The 15909-nt window shown below is 41.2% G+C and carries 12 protein-coding genes; 9 read left to right on the top strand and 3 right to left on the bottom strand.

What is annotated here, in order from left to right:
• Positions 1-155: 155 nt before the first annotated feature.
• Complete coding sequence (locus HGO97_RS04945) at positions 156-422, bottom strand: hypothetical protein (protein ID WP_216240001.1); 267 nt, start codon at positions 420-422, stop codon at positions 156-158.
• 212 nt (positions 423-634) lie between these two features.
• Here HGO97_RS04945 and rd point away from each other — a divergent pair, with 212 nt between their 5' ends.
• Positions 635-796 carry a rubredoxin gene (rd, locus tag HGO97_RS04940; RefSeq protein ID WP_216240000.1) on the top strand — a complete coding sequence of 54 codons (162 nt, stop codon included), beginning with the start codon at positions 635-637 and terminating at the stop codon, positions 794-796.
• Between the two features lie 46 nt (positions 797-842).
• Here rd and HGO97_RS04935 read toward each other — a convergent pair whose 3' ends face one another.
• Both HGO97_RS04935 and HGO97_RS04930 read right to left on the bottom strand, forming a co-directional pair.
• Positions 843-1613 (bottom strand): AraC family transcriptional regulator, encoded by a 771-nt coding sequence (locus HGO97_RS04935; protein ID WP_246597316.1) that lies wholly within the window; start codon positions 1611-1613, stop codon positions 843-845.
• Positions 1614-1701: 88 nt separating this feature from the next.
• Positions 1702-2586 (bottom strand): AraC family transcriptional regulator, encoded by an 885-nt coding sequence (locus tag HGO97_RS04930; protein ID WP_216239998.1) that lies wholly within the window; start codon positions 2584-2586, stop codon positions 1702-1704.
• Between the two features lie 142 nt (positions 2587-2728).
• Between HGO97_RS04930 and HGO97_RS04925 the strand changes: the two genes are divergently transcribed.
• The 8 genes from HGO97_RS04925 (at position 2729) to HGO97_RS04890 (ending at position 15809) form a co-directional block, all read left to right on the top strand.
• Positions 2729-4021, top strand: coding sequence for a sugar ABC transporter substrate-binding protein (locus HGO97_RS04925; protein ID WP_216239997.1), 1293 nt, complete (start codon positions 2729-2731; stop codon positions 4019-4021).
• 69 nt (positions 4022-4090) lie between these two features.
• Positions 4091-4993 carry a carbohydrate ABC transporter permease gene (locus HGO97_RS04920; protein ID WP_216239996.1) on the top strand — a complete coding sequence of 301 codons (903 nt, stop codon included), beginning with the start codon at positions 4091-4093 and terminating at the stop codon, positions 4991-4993.
• A gap of 14 nt (positions 4994-5007) precedes the next feature.
• A complete protein-coding gene (locus tag HGO97_RS04915; RefSeq protein WP_216239995.1) occupies positions 5008-5835 on the top strand; it encodes a carbohydrate ABC transporter permease in 828 nt (275 codons plus the stop codon).
• A 36-nt stretch (positions 5836-5871) separates the two neighbouring features.
• Entirely contained in the window at positions 5872-8109 is a 2238-nt protein-coding gene (locus HGO97_RS04910; RefSeq protein WP_216239993.1) for an alpha-galactosidase, read from the top strand.
• Complete coding sequence (locus HGO97_RS04905; protein WP_216239990.1) at positions 8106-9152, top strand: aldose epimerase family protein; 1047 nt, start codon at positions 8106-8108, stop codon at positions 9150-9152. The genes HGO97_RS04910 and HGO97_RS04905 overlap by 4 nt, the downstream gene beginning before the upstream one ends.
• A gap of 25 nt (positions 9153-9177) precedes the next feature.
• Entirely contained in the window at positions 9178-12471 is a 3294-nt protein-coding gene (locus tag HGO97_RS04900) for a DUF5107 domain-containing protein (protein ID WP_216239988.1), read from the top strand.
• 301 nt (positions 12472-12772) lie between these two features.
• Positions 12773-13951: an NAD(P)/FAD-dependent oxidoreductase gene (locus HGO97_RS04895; protein WP_216239987.1), complete on the top strand. Its 1179-nt coding sequence runs from the start codon at positions 12773-12775 to the stop codon at positions 13949-13951.
• A 52-nt stretch (positions 13952-14003) separates the two neighbouring features.
• Positions 14004-15809, top strand: coding sequence for an aryl-sulfate sulfotransferase (locus tag HGO97_RS04890; RefSeq protein ID WP_216239985.1), 1806 nt, complete (start codon positions 14004-14006; stop codon positions 15807-15809).
• The last annotated feature ends 100 nt before the right edge of the window (positions 15810-15909 follow it).

Genomic DNA, 15909 nt, shown 5'->3' with positions numbered 1-15909 from the left:
AACGATAGGAAATAGGTCAAAGAGTATCTTAAAAGACAGAGATAATCAGAAGAGTCCTGGAACCAGATGCAATATAAAATCTGGTTCCAGGACTCTTTTATGACTTTTTCATCCAGAATAGATAAAATCAAATGTAATATGGTAGAATAAAATATCTATTCTTCTTCAATCACCTGAATCTCAAGATAATCGAAATCAATGGAATCGACGAAATTATCCTGATAAAATCTGGCCTTTGCATGCTTTTTGAACTCATTGATCGTGGTATCGAGCCAGATGGGCTTGCTCAAGTCAAATTCGTAGCAGATTGCATCCAGAGCATGAAATATCTTATGAGTGCGGGTATGATCTGTGTCATCACAGATCACGGTATCACGCAGCATCCTGTTGTCTTTAAATTCTTTTCCCCATAAACGGAACATATAAAAACCTCTCTCTGTCATCTTTTGGATGGAAATTTTAATTTGTGTTGGATTCAAGTATATCATTCTCACCAAATGTTGTAAATGATGAAAATTTCTTTTCTGTTTCCCTTGTTTATCCTGTCCGGCTCTGCCTGATTCATACATTAAATGCATGAATCAGGTGGAATTGGGAAAGATAGATTCCAAGGAAAGAACAGGAGGATTTTGAAATGCAGAGATATGTATGCGAACCATGCGGTTATGTATATGACCCTGAGGAGGGAGACCCGGACGGTGGGATTGAACCAGGAACCGCATTTGAAGACATCCCGGATGACTGGGTATGCCCGGTATGTGGACTGGGGAAAGACGTATTTGTACCGGAAGAATAAAAGGATTAAAGAACACATAGAAAAAGCTCCTAAGATCATGCAAATCTTAGGAGTTTTTTGCCGTTTGGTAAAGAGAACGGAACAGAGTGGGGCTCAAACTGGTTTTATCATGAAAAATACGGGAAAAAGAGAATGTATCTTTATATCCTATTTTCTGGGCGATGTCATTTATAGAAAGTTCTGTATTTTGAAGTAGTTTTTTTGCCTCATTTATACGATAGTTCATAAGATATTCTTTCGGGGAGCAGTTCATTTGTTTGTGAAATTCTCTGGAAAAATATGAACGGCTCAGGCCCAGATAATTAGTAATATCAGAAATCTGGATATCACTATTATAGTTATATTCCATATATTGCACGGCATATTCAATTTGCTGTTTTAGTGTTGGTTTATATTTTAGTGATAATTTGCTTGAGGAGACAAGAAGAGAAAAAAGTTCATATAAATAGCTCGTCCTCAGAAGACCATCATGATAAGAGGAAGAGTTAGCCAATAACATTTTGTGAATGACTGCAGCAAAATCACCAGGATGTATATTGCAGCTGCGGATTAGTACATCCGGGGGGAATCCGGCCTTTTTCAGGTAATATGCGGCCTTTTTTCCCTGAAATGTAGCCCATGCATAACACCATGGTGTCTTAGAGTTAGCGTAGTAATAGACGATTTTGTCTGGTGGCAGCAAAAAAATCTGCCCTGCATTTATGATATATTTTTTCTCTTCAATTTCCAGACAGCCAGAACCGGATAATACAAAATGCATATGGTAATCTGGCCTGGAACGAGGTCCCCAGAACTCATGGGGGGCACATTGACTCATACCACACCGTGTAAGGTGAAGGTCAGGATTCTGGTGATAATCAGCATGCAGACAGCGGTACCCTGTATACTCAACATAAGATAATTCATCATTCATGCAGTTTTTCTCCTTTTTGTGTATTCCGATAGATATGAGGGCTTATTCCAATGTGTTTTTTAAACTGTTTGGAAAAATTTTGTGAATCTCCAAATCCGCTGTCTAAAGCGATCTGTTTCACTGGCAGACGGCTGTCTGCCAGTAGAGTCAGTGCATGCTTAAAACGCATTTCCATGATATATTGCTGCGGTGAAATTCCAAAATGCTTTTTAAATACTTTGAACAAATGTGATCGAGCCACCTGTAGGGATGCTGCAAGCTCAGAAACTGTTATAGAATTGTAATTTCGACGGATATAATTTTCAGCAGTTCTAATAATTCGTTCCGGGGATTGCTTGTCTGATGCATCCGTTGATTTGAGTAACGAGGGCGGACCGGCATTTGTAAAAAGTGAAAGCATACGGTATAACCAGCCTGTACGGTACAACTCATCAGAAATACTTAAGGTAGTAAAGGGGAGGATTTCATTGAACATGTCTTCAAAGACCTTGGATTTTACATGAACCTGTTGGACAGGATGATCCAAAGAAAACCCAGTCTCCCTATCAAAAAGAGCTACAATACTACCATCATATCCAATCCAGACGTATTCCCAGGGATCATAGGCATCGGCAAAGTAATCGGCGGTGATTCCTTTCGGAATAAAGAATGCCTGTCCTGCCTGGATGTTGTATTCTGTCTGGTCAAGGAGTAAAGTTCCCCTGCCGCGGAGAATGACATGAATCAAGTCATATGCTCGTATTGCCGGACCATAACGATATTCAGGGGGCGTGGCACAGCGTCCAAAACAACTCAGATACAGGTCCTTTGCCTGATGACCGATATTAGTGATGAATTCAAAATCATTATTTTTTTTATATATGAATCTGGCGCACATTATGTTTCCTCCAAAAAGCACAAAAAGCTATCTCTTAAAAACATTATACCATTTACGGATAAAGGAGTACATAGTACATTATAATTATCAATCGATTGAACGATTCATGGAACGGCTCTGGTTAAATTAAAGGAGGAAAAATATGAAGTGGAAAAAAATTGTATCGGTTATATTAGCGGTATGTATGGTATCTGGTTTAGCAGCCTGTGGGAAAGACAGTGGTAAAGAGGAATCTAAGAAGACTGATAATGACAGTAAGGATGTTGAATTGACGGTGGCAATCTGGGACAGCAACCAGGAACCAGGATTGCGTACAATCATGGATGGATTTACAGAAGAGACAGGAGTCAAGGTAGATATCCAGGTAACTACATGGAAGGATTATTGGACGATGCTTGAGGCAGCCGCTACAGGAGGCGATATGCCGGATGTTTTCTGGATGCATGCACATCAGATCGACCAATATGCTGAATATGATGATATTCTTCTGGACTTAACGGATTATGTTGAAAAGAGTGAAAAAATCAAATTAGATAATTATCCGGAGGAAATCTCTGATATATATATTGCGGATGACGGAAGAGTATTAGGTGTTCCGAAAGATGTAGGCACATCTGCTCTTTGGTTTAACAAAACGATGTTTGACGAGGCTGGCATAGAATACCCGGATGAGACATGGACGTGGGAGAAATTCAGAGAAGTAGCAAAACAATTGACAATACCAGAAAAGGACCAGTATGGGCTGGCTATGAAGCCTGCAAGTGATCAGGAATCTTGGTGCAGCACTGTATATGCATATGGTGGTGAATGGCTGAGTGAAGACAAAACGAAATCAGGATTTGATAAACCAGAAACTTTGGAAGCAATGAAATTGATTGAAGGAATTATACAGGATGGAAGCATGCCGGAGTACAGCGTACTTTCAGAAAATGATACGGTGGCTTTACTTGAATCGGGAAAGGCCGCCATGGTATTCCTTGGATCTTATATGCTTCCGAGATTATCAGCGAATGATTATGTGCGTGAAAATTGTGATGCGGCACCTCTGCCGGTAGGACCAAAAGGAAGATGTTCTACAAATATGGGACTTGCTTGGTCCGCATCAGCAGGTGGTGAACATACTGAAGAAGCTTGGAAGCTGATTGAATATCTGGGCTCAGAAAAAGCACAGATTCAGCAGGCCGAACTAGGAGTCACAATGTCTGCATTCAATGGGACTAATGATAAGTGGGCGGCATATGAACCTCAGTTTAATCTACAGGTATATGTTGATGCACTTGAGGATGACGTGATTTACCCGTATTCCAAGAATACACAGGTGTGGTATCAGATGATTCTCGATAAGATGGTCAGTGTGTGGGATGGTAAGCGTCCAATGGAAGAGGTATGTCTGGAAGTTGCAGATGAGATGAATGCATATTTAGCAGAAGAATAGCAATCCGAAACCCGCAGGAAGCAAAAGCCTTGCGGGTTTCGATTTAAAAGCCGGGGGAGGAGAAGTGATATGATGCAGAAAAGTAGATTGACAAGAGATTGGAAAGAATGTATCTGGGGGTGGTTTTTTATCCTTCCGACGATGCTGGGACTTATCATTCTGAATATTATTCCAATCGTCCAGACCATATATCAGAGTTTTTTTAAGACGGGATCATTTGGTAGGGGAAATATATTTGTAGGATTGGAAAATTACAAAAACCTGATAGAGGATAGTTCAGTATGGCAGTCATTGATCAATACGTTTAAGTATGCAATTGTTGAAGTACCACTGTCAATTGTGATTGCCTTGGTCTTAGCGGTTATGTTGAACAGGAAAATGAGGGGCAGAACCTTCTACAGAACAATTTTTTTCCTTCCTATGGTAGTTGCACCGGCAGCTGTTGCTATGGTATGGAGATGGCTCTTTAACTCTGAGTTCGGGTTATTGAATAAATTACTCAATACCGTGGGGATTGGAGAGGTCAATTGGTTGTCTGATCCGAAGATTACAGTTTATGTAGTAGCAATGGTAGGAGTATGGTCTGTAATAGGATACAATATGGTCCTTTTTCTTGCGGGACTTCAGGAAATTCCGCGCGATTTTTATGAGGCATCGGAAATTGATGGTGCAAATGTATTCCAACAGTTTTTTCATATTACATTACCGCAGATTTCTCCCACTATGTTTTTTGTTTTAGTTACAAGAATCATAGCATCCTTCCAGGTTTTTGATATGATTCTTATGATGGTAGACAGGAGCAGCCCGGCGCTGCCTAAAACACAGTCTCTGGTATATCTGTTCTACCGGTATGCTTTTGTGGAAAATAATAAAGGATATGGTTCAGCTATCGTGGTACTTCTTCTGGTAATTATTATGATTATTACGGTGATTCAAATGATTATGCAGAAAAAATGGGTACATTATGAATAGGAGGGGATGAAGAAATGAAGAAAATAAAGTATGGAACAGTAATAAAACATATCCTCCTGGTTACAGGGGCAATCATTATGCTAGTCCCCTTCGTCTGGATGATTCTGACATCATTCAAGACGATTTCAGAGGCAACACAGATGAATCCTTTTGTAATATTTCCTTCAGAGTGGAGAATAGATGCGTTTGAGAATGTCATACGTAAAATGGACTTTTTAAAATTATATTTGAATACATTTTTAATGATTGCTGGACGTATATTGTGTGCTGTATTAACTGCTACGATGGCAGGATATGCTTTTGCTCGTCTTAAATTCAAGGGGAAGAACTTTTGCTTTGCCCTGGTATTATTTCAGATGATGGTTCCGACACAGATATTTATTATACCGCAGTATTTGATGGTAAGTAAAATCGGGATGTTGAATACATTGTTCTCTCTACTCTTTCCTGGGTTAGTAACGGCATTTGGAACGTTTCTACTGAAACAAAATTATATGAGCCTGCCCAAGGAACTGGAAGAGGCAGCACGTTTGGACGGCTGTAACATCGGACAGACATTTTTGTACGTAATGATGCCGCTTACCAAGGCATCAATGGTCGCATTGGGGATTTTTACAGCATTATTCGCATACAAAGACTTAATGTGGCCTTTAATAGCCAATACAGAACAGAGTACGATGACTCTGGCACCAGCTCTGTCTAAATTACAGGGACAGTTTTCATCAAATTATCCTGAACTGATGGCTGCATCTCTGATTGCATGCCTGCCTATGATCATCTTATATTTGTTATTCCAGAAACAGTTCGTGGAGGGCATTGCAACCTCAGGCGGCAAATTATAAATGGTAAGAATTTATACATATTGAGGAGGAGATGAGATGCCAATCATTTTTCATGAACAAGAAAAAGAGTTCCATTTGTTTAATCGTGAAATTAGTTATATTTTTAAAGTATTGAGAAATGGGGAATTGGGGCAGCTTTATTTTGGAAAACGACTTACGGAAAGGAGAGACTTTTCGCATTTATTTCAAAATGCTACAAGAGATATGTCAGCATACTGCTATGAGGGCGAATCTCTATTTTCCATGGAGAATATCAAACAGGAATATCCATCGTTCGGACATGGTGATATGCGGTATCCAGCTTACCAGATGGAGAGGAAAAATGGAAGTAGTATTGTAGAGTTTACATATCTTGCACATAGGATTTATCAGGGTAAACCAAGTTTGAAGGGGCTACCGGCGATATATACAGATACGGATGATGAAGCAGTTACACTGGAAATTATCTTAGCTGACCAGGTAATAGATTTAAAGATTGTTTTGCTCTATACACTATTTGAGAATCTTCCAATCATTGCACGATCGGCAAGGTTTGATTGTGGAAATGAAAGTGGAATAACTTTAATAAAGGCAATGAGCGGATGTTTGGACCTTCCGGATAAAGAATATATAATGCTGGACCTTGCGGGGGCTTGGGCTCGAGAGCGGGCGGTCAGAGAACGTCCGATTGATTATGGTGTTCAGGAAATCCATAGCATGAGAGGATGCAGCAGTTATCAGTTCAATCCTTTTTTGGCATTGAAACGTAAGAATACTACGGAAAATGCAGGAGAAGTACTGGGGTTCAGCTTGATATACAGCGGAAGCTATTTGGGGCAGATAGAAGTAGATAATTATGATGTCACCAGAGTTATTATGGGGATTCACCCGAATACCTTTCAATGGGAGCTGGAAAAAGGTGAGAGTTTTCAGACCCCGGAGATGGTCATGGTATATTCGGATTCCGGAATAAATGGAATGAGTCAGACTTTTCATAAATTATATCGCGACAGGCTTATCAGGAAGAAATGGAGAAATGCGACAAGGCCTATTTTACTAAATAATTGGGAAGTTACCTATTTCAGTTTTACGGAAGAAGAACTTTTAAAACTGGCGCGACAGGGGAAAAATTTGGGCGTAGAACTGTTTGTATTGGACGATGGATGGTTTGGAAATAGAGATGATAGTACAAGCTCTTTGGGAGATTGGTATGCAAATGAGAGAAAGCTGCCAAATGGATTAAAAGGATTGGCAGACAAGATTACAAAGATGGGATTAGATTTCGGCATCTGGATTGAGCCGGAGATGGTCAGCAAGAACAGTGAGCTATACAGAAAACATCCGGAATGGGTATTAGGAGAGCTTGGTCGTAATTTATGCCATAGCCGAAATCAGTATATTTTGGATTTTTCAAAACAAGAAGTAAGGGATTATATATTTGGAATGTTGGAAAGTGTATTTGCAGATGTACCGGTATCTTATATTAAATGGGATATGAACAGAACCTTTTCAGAAGTATATTCAAACGGGAATGATAAGAAGTATCAGGGAAAAGTAAGCCATAAGTATATTTTGGGAGTCTATGAACTTTATGAGCGGATGAATGAAAGATTTCCAGAAATTATGTTTGAGTGTTGTGCGAGCGGCGGTGCTCGGTTTGATCCGGGAATGCTGTTCTATGCACCACTGGGATGGATTTCGGATAATACGGATGCAGTGGACAGATTAAAGATTCAATATGGTACTTCTATAGTTTACCCACTGGCGGCAATGGGGAGCCATGTTTCACCATCACCGAATCACCAGAATGGCAGGATTACCTCTCTGGAAATGCGTGGAAATGTTGCAATGTTTGGTACTATGGGTTATGAATTGGATCTGGAGAAGCTGACAGAGTATGAAAAGGAAACAGTCAGAGGCCAGATCGCGTTTATGAAACAGTTTCGTCATTTGATACACTATGGAAATTTCTACCGATTATTAAGTCCGTTTGAAGGAAATGAAACTGCATGGATTGTTGTTTCACAGGATCGTAAAGAGGCATTGGCAGCCTATTACAGAATTCTGAATCCAATTAATATTGGATTTAGGCAGTTCAGGCTGGCTGGTTTAGACCCGAAGGGATGCTATGGAATAGATGGGGATCCAAGGCAGTATTATGGTGATGAATTAATGTATTCAGGAATTAATATTTCTGATTATGCATCTGGAAATCAGACAGTGGAAAAAGGTCCCTCGGGCGATTTTGTCTCCAAGTTATTTCATTTATATATAGAAGAACAGGGACTTATATGAAACAGTGCAGTTTTGGCAAGACGGAAAACGGATTTGAAACGCAGCTATATATTCTGGAAAATATACAGGGAATGGAAGTCGGGGTCACAGATTATGGTGCAAGGCTGGTATATGTGAATGTGGCAGATCGTTATGGGGTATATCGGGATGTGGTATTGGGGTACAATAGCGTGCGAGAATATGAGAAGGACCGATACTGTTTTGGTGCTACGATCGGAAGAAATGCCAACCGTATAAAATTGGCGGAATTTAGACTTAACGGTAAGAAGTATCATCTTACAAAGAATGAATATGAGAACAATAATCACAGTGGTCCGAATGGCTATGAGCACCGGATATGGCAGGTGGAAAGTGTAAATAATCAAAGTATCCGGTTTTCCTTAGTGAGTCCGCATTTGGATCAGGGCTTCCCGGGAGAGTTCAGAATATCGGTTACCTATTTACTGACGGAAGAGAATGAAATTATCATACATTTTCAAGGGATGAGTGATCAGGACACAATTGTCAATATGACACATCATAGTTATTTTAATCTTGCGGGACATGCTTCTGGGGATATTTTAGGTCAATATCTTCAGATAAATGCCGAAAAGTATTCTCCTGTGCAGGATTTTCAATTTATTCCGACAGGAGAAATGGTCAACGTTTCTAATACGCCCATGGATTTCCGCAGGTTCAAGAAAATAGGACAGGATATTAATTCCGAATTTCCACAACTACGGATTGCAGGAGATTATAATCACAATTTTATTTTGGATAAGGAAGAGGATACAGTGGGAGTTCTTGGGGAGGCTTATTGCCAAGAGTCGGGAATACTCATGAGGGTAAAGTCCAACCTTCCGGCAGTACAGTTGTATACAGGACGGTTCATACAAGATATAACTGGGAGAGGAGGCAGCAGATATTCATCAAGAAGTGGTTTTTGTTTGGAAGCGCAGTATACTCCGAATGCAGTCAATGAGGAGAATGTTAAGAAGCCAATATTAAAGGCAGGAGACGTATATGATAAGATAATAAGCTATCAGTTTCAAGTAAAAATATAGTCAGGGCAGTAGTGGAGGAATAGATGTGGAAGCAGTGAAGATATGGGAAGAAGAGGTTGTGATTCCTACATATGAGGTTGGGGAACCGGATAAAAATCCGATGTTTTTGGAGAAAAGGGTTTATCAGGGAAGTTCAGGAAAGGTTTATCCTTATCCAACAACAGAGAAAATCAGTCATGAAAAAAAGGATAAAATTTGGCATGCGGTTTATTTGGAAAATGAGTACTTAAAGGTTATGATACTTCCGGAACTTGGCGGCCGCATTCAGCGGGCCTATGACAAGACGAACGACTATGATTTTGTATACTATAATCATGTGATTAAGCCTGCACTGGTAGGTCTTACCGGTCCATGGATATCCGGTGGGATTGAGTTCAATTGGCCACAGCATCACCGACCGACTACTTACATGCCGGTAGATTATCTGATGCGGGAAAATCCAGATGGAAGTAAGACATTACTTGTGAATGATATGGATCAGATGTATGGAACAAAAGGTATTGCAGAGTTTACTCTATATCCAGGGAAAGCATATATTGAAGTTAAGGGACAGTTATATAATAGGACCGCAATACCGCAGACCTTCCTATGGTGGGCCAATCCGGCAGTACCTGTGAATGAGGATACACAGTCTATATTTCCACCAGATGTACATTCTGTTATGGATCATGGGAAGAGGGATGTATCCAGATTTCCGATTGCAAAGGGAATCTACTATAAGTATGATTACAGCGAAGGCGTTGATATTTCAAGATATAAAAATATACCAGTACCTACGTCATATATGGCCGAAACATCAGAGTATGATTTTGTGGGAGGATATGATTATAAGCAGGAAGCTGGTTTGCTTCATGTTGCAGATCATCATTATTCGCCAGGAAAGAAACAGTGGACTTGGGGATGTGGAGAGTTTGGGAAGGCATGGGACCGTAATCTGACTGACGAGGATGGACCATATATAGAATTGATGACGGGAGTATATACAGAAAACCAGCCCGACTTTACGTGGCTCAAACCGTTTGAGGAGAAGACCTTTAAACAGTACTTTATGCCCTATAAAAAGGTGGGACAGGTAAAAAATGCGACAATTAATGCGGTTTTAAACGTCGAACCGGATACAGAAGGCGTCCATGTTATAGTTTATGGAACACAAAGGTATGAGAAGGCAGAGATTATTGTTACTGATCAGGGAAAGGAAGTTTACAAGGACGAGACAGTATTATCACCAGTAGATATCTATGAAAAGAAGATTCCCGTGGAATATAAAAGAATAAGTGACATCTGTGTATCGATTTATGCCCAAGAGAGACTTTTAGTAGAATACCAGGCAGAAAATGAGGGAATACCTGAGCTTGCATGTCCCGCAGAGGCAGCAAGGGATCCCGAGGAAATCAGGACCAACGAGGAATTACTTTTAACAGGACAGCATATTGAACAGCATCGTCATGCAACTTATTTACCTGATCCATACTATCTGGAGGGAATGAAAAGGGATAAAGGAGATATCCGAATTAATAATGCTTATGGAATGCTGCTATTTAGGAGGGGTGATTTTGTTGGGGCAGAAAAACATTTCCGTATAGCAATTAAACGGCTGACATGGAGAAGTCCTAACCCATATAATAGTGAAGCTTATTATAACCTTGGACTGGCTTTGTTCTATCAAGGCAAAAAAGAGGATGCATTTGATGCATTTTACAAGGCGTCATGGAGTAATGAACAGCAAGAAATGTCCTTTTACTATTTATCAGCAATTGAAACAGAACGTAAAAATTTTGAGACAGCACTGGAATTAGCTGAAAAGGGACTGGTAAAAAATGCACACAACATAAAAATGAGAGGTCTGAAAGCTATTGTCTTAAGAAAGCTGGGGCGGGTACAAAAAGCGTATGAATGGATTGAGGCAAATCTGGATATAGATGCGTTTGACTATGTTTCCAGATATGAGAGGATTCTATTGAATGGGAAGAGTAAACAGGAATTAGAAGAAATGAACATTCTAATGCGGGATTTTCATGAGAATTACCTTCAGACGGCCAGGGATTACGCAGAATTAGGATGTTATGATGAAGCAATTGGAGTGTTAGGTGAGTGTACGAAGCATTATCCAATGCTCAAGTATTATAAAGCGTATTATTTGGGGAAAGAAGGAAGAATAGAAGAGAGTACGGCTGAGTATAAAAAGGCTGATGTGTGTCCACCAATATATTGCTTTCCCAATAAATTAGAAGATATTGCAGTATTGCAAGACGCAATCGAGAAAACTCCAAATCAATCAAAGTCATATTATTATCTTGGCAATTTGTATTATGATAAGCTCCAGTTTGAAAAAGCAACAAAATTGTGGGAAGCTTCCGTACAGTTAGACGACGAGTATCCGACGGTACATAGAAATCTTGCATTGGCTTATTATAACAAAGAAAAAAATTCCCAAAGAGCTAAGGAAGAGCTAGAGAAAGCTTTTACACTTGATGAAACGGATGCCCGTATATTTCTTGAACTGGACCAGCTTTATAAAAAAATGGGGGTAGCATTTACAAAGCGTCTGAATAATTATCAGAAACATCTTGATTTACTTGTGGAAAGAGATGATGTTATGTTGGAATATGTGACTCTTTATAATCTTGCGGGGATGCATGAAAAAGCATATGAGACGATCATGTCCCATGAATTCCGACCATGGGAAGGAGCAGAAGGCAGAATTTCCGGTCAGTATAAAATTGCTCTGTCAGAGATGGCGAAAGAAAAGCTGTCTGATGAAAGATATGAGGAGGCGGAGGCGTTACTTGAAAAAGCCCTCGTTTATCCAGTAAATTTAGGCGAAGGAAAATTGGAAGGGACAAAGGATAATAATATTTACTATAATCTGGGAAAAATAAAACAAAAACTTGGAAAACAAGAGGATGCAAGGATATGCTTTGAAAAAGCAGGATTAGGGGCGGATGAACCAGGGGGAGTAATGTATTACTATGATCAACCCGCGGATATGATTTTATATAAAGGCTTGGCAAATTTGGAAATAGGAAATAAAAAGGCAGCCTATGCCTGCTTTAATAAACTAATGGATTATGGAGAGCGACATCTGAATGAGGAGATGAGGAATGACTTTTTTGCAGTATCGCTTCCAGATTTTTTGATATTTGAGGACGATATGAATCAAAAAAACAAAGCACATTGTTATTATCTGATGGGACTTGCAAACCTTGGATTTGGAAAAATGCAGGAAGCAGAGGAGCAATTTGAAAAGGCATTGGAGATTGATTATAATCACCAAAATTGTCGAATTTATCTGAAAATGGTACAGAAAAATAAGAATTAGAAAAAATGAATTGCAGCCCTGAGATTGATAATATTTGTCAATCCCAGGGCTGCTTTTTGATAAAAAATGAAGCTATATGTCTGTAGCGTAAGAGGTGGATGTCATGTTGAGTTCACTGCAGGTATGAGTTTTACATGTAAAATTCTTAGCTCTGAATTCACTCTATGAACACAGCAGAAAATAGAAAAATAAAAAGTGTCAGCGCTCCAACAGGTATTTTTCACGGCCGGTGATAATATAAAAAAGAACAGAGGAAGATACCAGAATTCATTTTTGGTCAGACGAAAGGAAGGATACGAAAATGAGTGAAATTTATGATTTGATTATTATCGGCGGCGGCCCGGCAGGGATGGCAGCAGCTATTTATGCAGGGCGTTCAGAGCGTAAGACTCTTCTATTGGAAAAAAGCGGATATGGAGGCCGGGCAAAGGATACGCTGGAAATCAGGAATTACCCAGGGACCCTATCAGACAGCGGTCAGGGGCTGATGGAAAAGTTCCATGCCCATGCAGAAAATTTTCCATCCGTAAAGTTTAAACATTCCACTGTAACAGGAATCCGCAAAGAAGACGATTTATTTATCATAGAGACGAAGAGAAAAGGCGGCCTTATGGCGCGAAGTGTAATCCTGGCTCTGGGAACCCGTCCTCGGGAGCTGGGTATCCCAGGAGAAAAGGAGTTCGTCGGACATGGAGTTGCCTACTGTGCGACCTGTGATGCAGAATTTTTTAAAGGCAAGAATATTTATGTTCTGGGAGCCGGAGATCAGGCCGTGGAGGAAGCGGATTACTTGACTAAATTTGCAGAGAAGGTCACGATTATTGTTCTCCATGAGAAGGGACATCTGGACTGTAACGAGATATCTGCTGAACGTGCGTATAAAAATCCGAAGATCGATTTTGTGTGGAGCACGACAGTGCAGGAGGTAAAGGGCTCTGACCATGTGGAATCGCTGGTTCTGAAAAATGTCGTGACCAATGAAGTAAATGAGGTCCCGGCTGACGGCTTGTTCTTCTTTGTAGGCATGGTTCCGCAGACAGATCTGGTAAAAGATCTGGTGACGTGTGACAGAAGCGGCTATATTCAAGTGAATGGAAAGATGGAAACGAGTCTTCCAGGAATGTACGCCGTTGGAGACTGCATCCAGACTTTCCTGAGGCAGATCGTGACTTCTGCGGCAGATGGGGCAGTGGCAGCGACAGCCTCAGAACGATATGTCAAGGAGCAGGAGCAATTAAGTGAAATCCTGGGACCGGATTCCGGCGCAGTTGCTTTTGTCTTTTACAACCCCTATCAGAGCGCTGAGATCGAGTGTGTATCCGGGCTTGAGAAAAAACTGGGCGGACAGTGGAAGGTCTACCGACAGGATATCAGCAGGCAGGATCTTTTGTACCGAAAACTGAATCTGGACAGAACAGTCTGTGCGGCTTTCTACAAGGATGGAAAGCTGCTGGAAATAAAAAGTGCAGAGGAAATTTAGAATAAAAGGAACATAGGAATTAAGAATCTATAAGAATTGGAGGAAATAGAATATGGGACAGCCGTTAGTTTTTCCACATGGAGTTACTGTTTACAATCCTGATAAATGCTGGAGTGGGTATACAATTGTACCGCTGATTAATGATGGAGTGCTGTTGTTTGATATGAACGGCAATGAAATTCGCCGATGGAATATGCAGGCCATGCCTGCGAAGCTGCTTCCGGGAGGGTATGTGATGGGACTTTCCGGGTACAGGCACCCGGATTATGGAATGCAGGATGGGGTCAACCTACTTGAAATCGATTATGACGGGAATATCGTCTGGGAGTTCGATCACCTGGAAGAAATCAATGACCCGGGCCGGGACCACCGTTTTATGGCGCGTCAGCATCATGACTACCAGCGGGAGGGAAATCCGGTGGGATATTATGTGCCGGGAATGGACGCGGAGCCATTGAAAGGAAATACACTGATCCTGTGTCATCAGACCATTCATAATCCATTGATCTCTGATAAAAAGTTATTGGATGATGTGATGATCGAGGTAGACTGGGAGGGCAATATACTCTGGAGATGGTCGGCCAGCGAACATTTTGAGGAGCTTGGTTTTGACGAGGCAGCGAAAAATGTATTGTTCCGTGACCCGAATATGCGTTCCGCAGATGGTGGAACAGGAGATTATCTCCACATCAACTGCATGAGTTATTTAGGGCCTAATAAATGGTTCGACCAGGGAGATGAACGATTCAAGCCGACCAATATTATTTTTGACTGCAGGGAAGCGAATATTCTGGCAATTCTGGATAAGGATACCGGAAAGATCGTATGGCGGATAGGACCTGATTTTGGGGCAACACCAGAGCTTCGGAAGCTGGGCTGGATCATCGGACAGCATCATTTCCACATGATACCGAAGGGGCTTCCGGGAGAGGGCAATCTATTGGTATTCGATAACGGCGGCTGGGCAGGATATGGTGTGCCAAACCCTTCTTCTGCAATTGGAATTAAAAACGCGTTGCGTGATTACAGCAGAGTTCTGGAGTTTAATTCAGTGACCTTGGAGGTGGTCTGGAAACTGACACCGAAGGAGCTGGGGCATGCGATTCCAACAGATGCAAGTAAATTCTACAGTCCATATGTCAGCAGCGCTCAGCGTCTGCCGAATGGGAATACGCTGATTGATGAAGGCTCGGACGGAAGGGTCATCGAGGTCACGCCGGAACATGAGATTGTATGGGAGTGGATCTCCCCTTATTACAGCCACAATGAAAAAGGGCCGAAATCGAATATGATCTACCGTGCATACCGTTATCCATACAGCTACGTGCCGCAGGAGCCTGAGCCTACACAGATACCGATCGCACGGATTGATAACACCACATATCGGGTGCCGGGTGCCGGTGCCTTCGGAGCAAAAAAAGTAATTGATGTTCCCGGAACTTTGCCGTATTATGAAGATGTGGCTTTGTGTGTTGCTACGGATGATGAAGAGGATGTGACAAAGCGGGAAAAGATTTTCGAGGTCGATAAGGATTTCTTCCATCCGGTCACCCATGCAAATTGGGATGCAGATGTTTTGAAAGTAAAGAATAGACCTGTGCTGGTATTATTTGGTGCCGAGCGCTGTGTACACTGTAAAGCGCTTCATCCTGTCTTGGAGGAAGCCTTAAAGGAAGAGTATGAGGATTCATTTGCAGTCCGCTATGTGGATGTAGATGCCAACCCAGAACTGACGGATGCCTGTCATATAGGAGGAATTCCAGTGGTCGCCATTTATAAGGACGGGACCGAGGCCGTACGGTTCAATGGAGAAAAGGATTACGATGATATCTGCGATATACTCGATGAATTCGTTTAAAGGTTTTAGAGAAGCCGAAGCAAAACACAAAATGAGATGATGATAAATCTAAGAGGCCATAGAGAGGAAGTGCCTGCGCACCTCCTCTTTATGGCCTCTT

The organism is Faecalicatena faecalis, assembly GCF_012524165.2.
Taxonomy (GTDB): domain Bacteria; phylum Bacillota; class Clostridia; order Lachnospirales; family Lachnospiraceae; genus Faecalicatena_A; species Faecalicatena_A faecalis.
The sequence above is the reverse complement of the archived record's forward strand: the minus strand, read 5'-3'. Positions and strand labels throughout refer to the sequence as shown.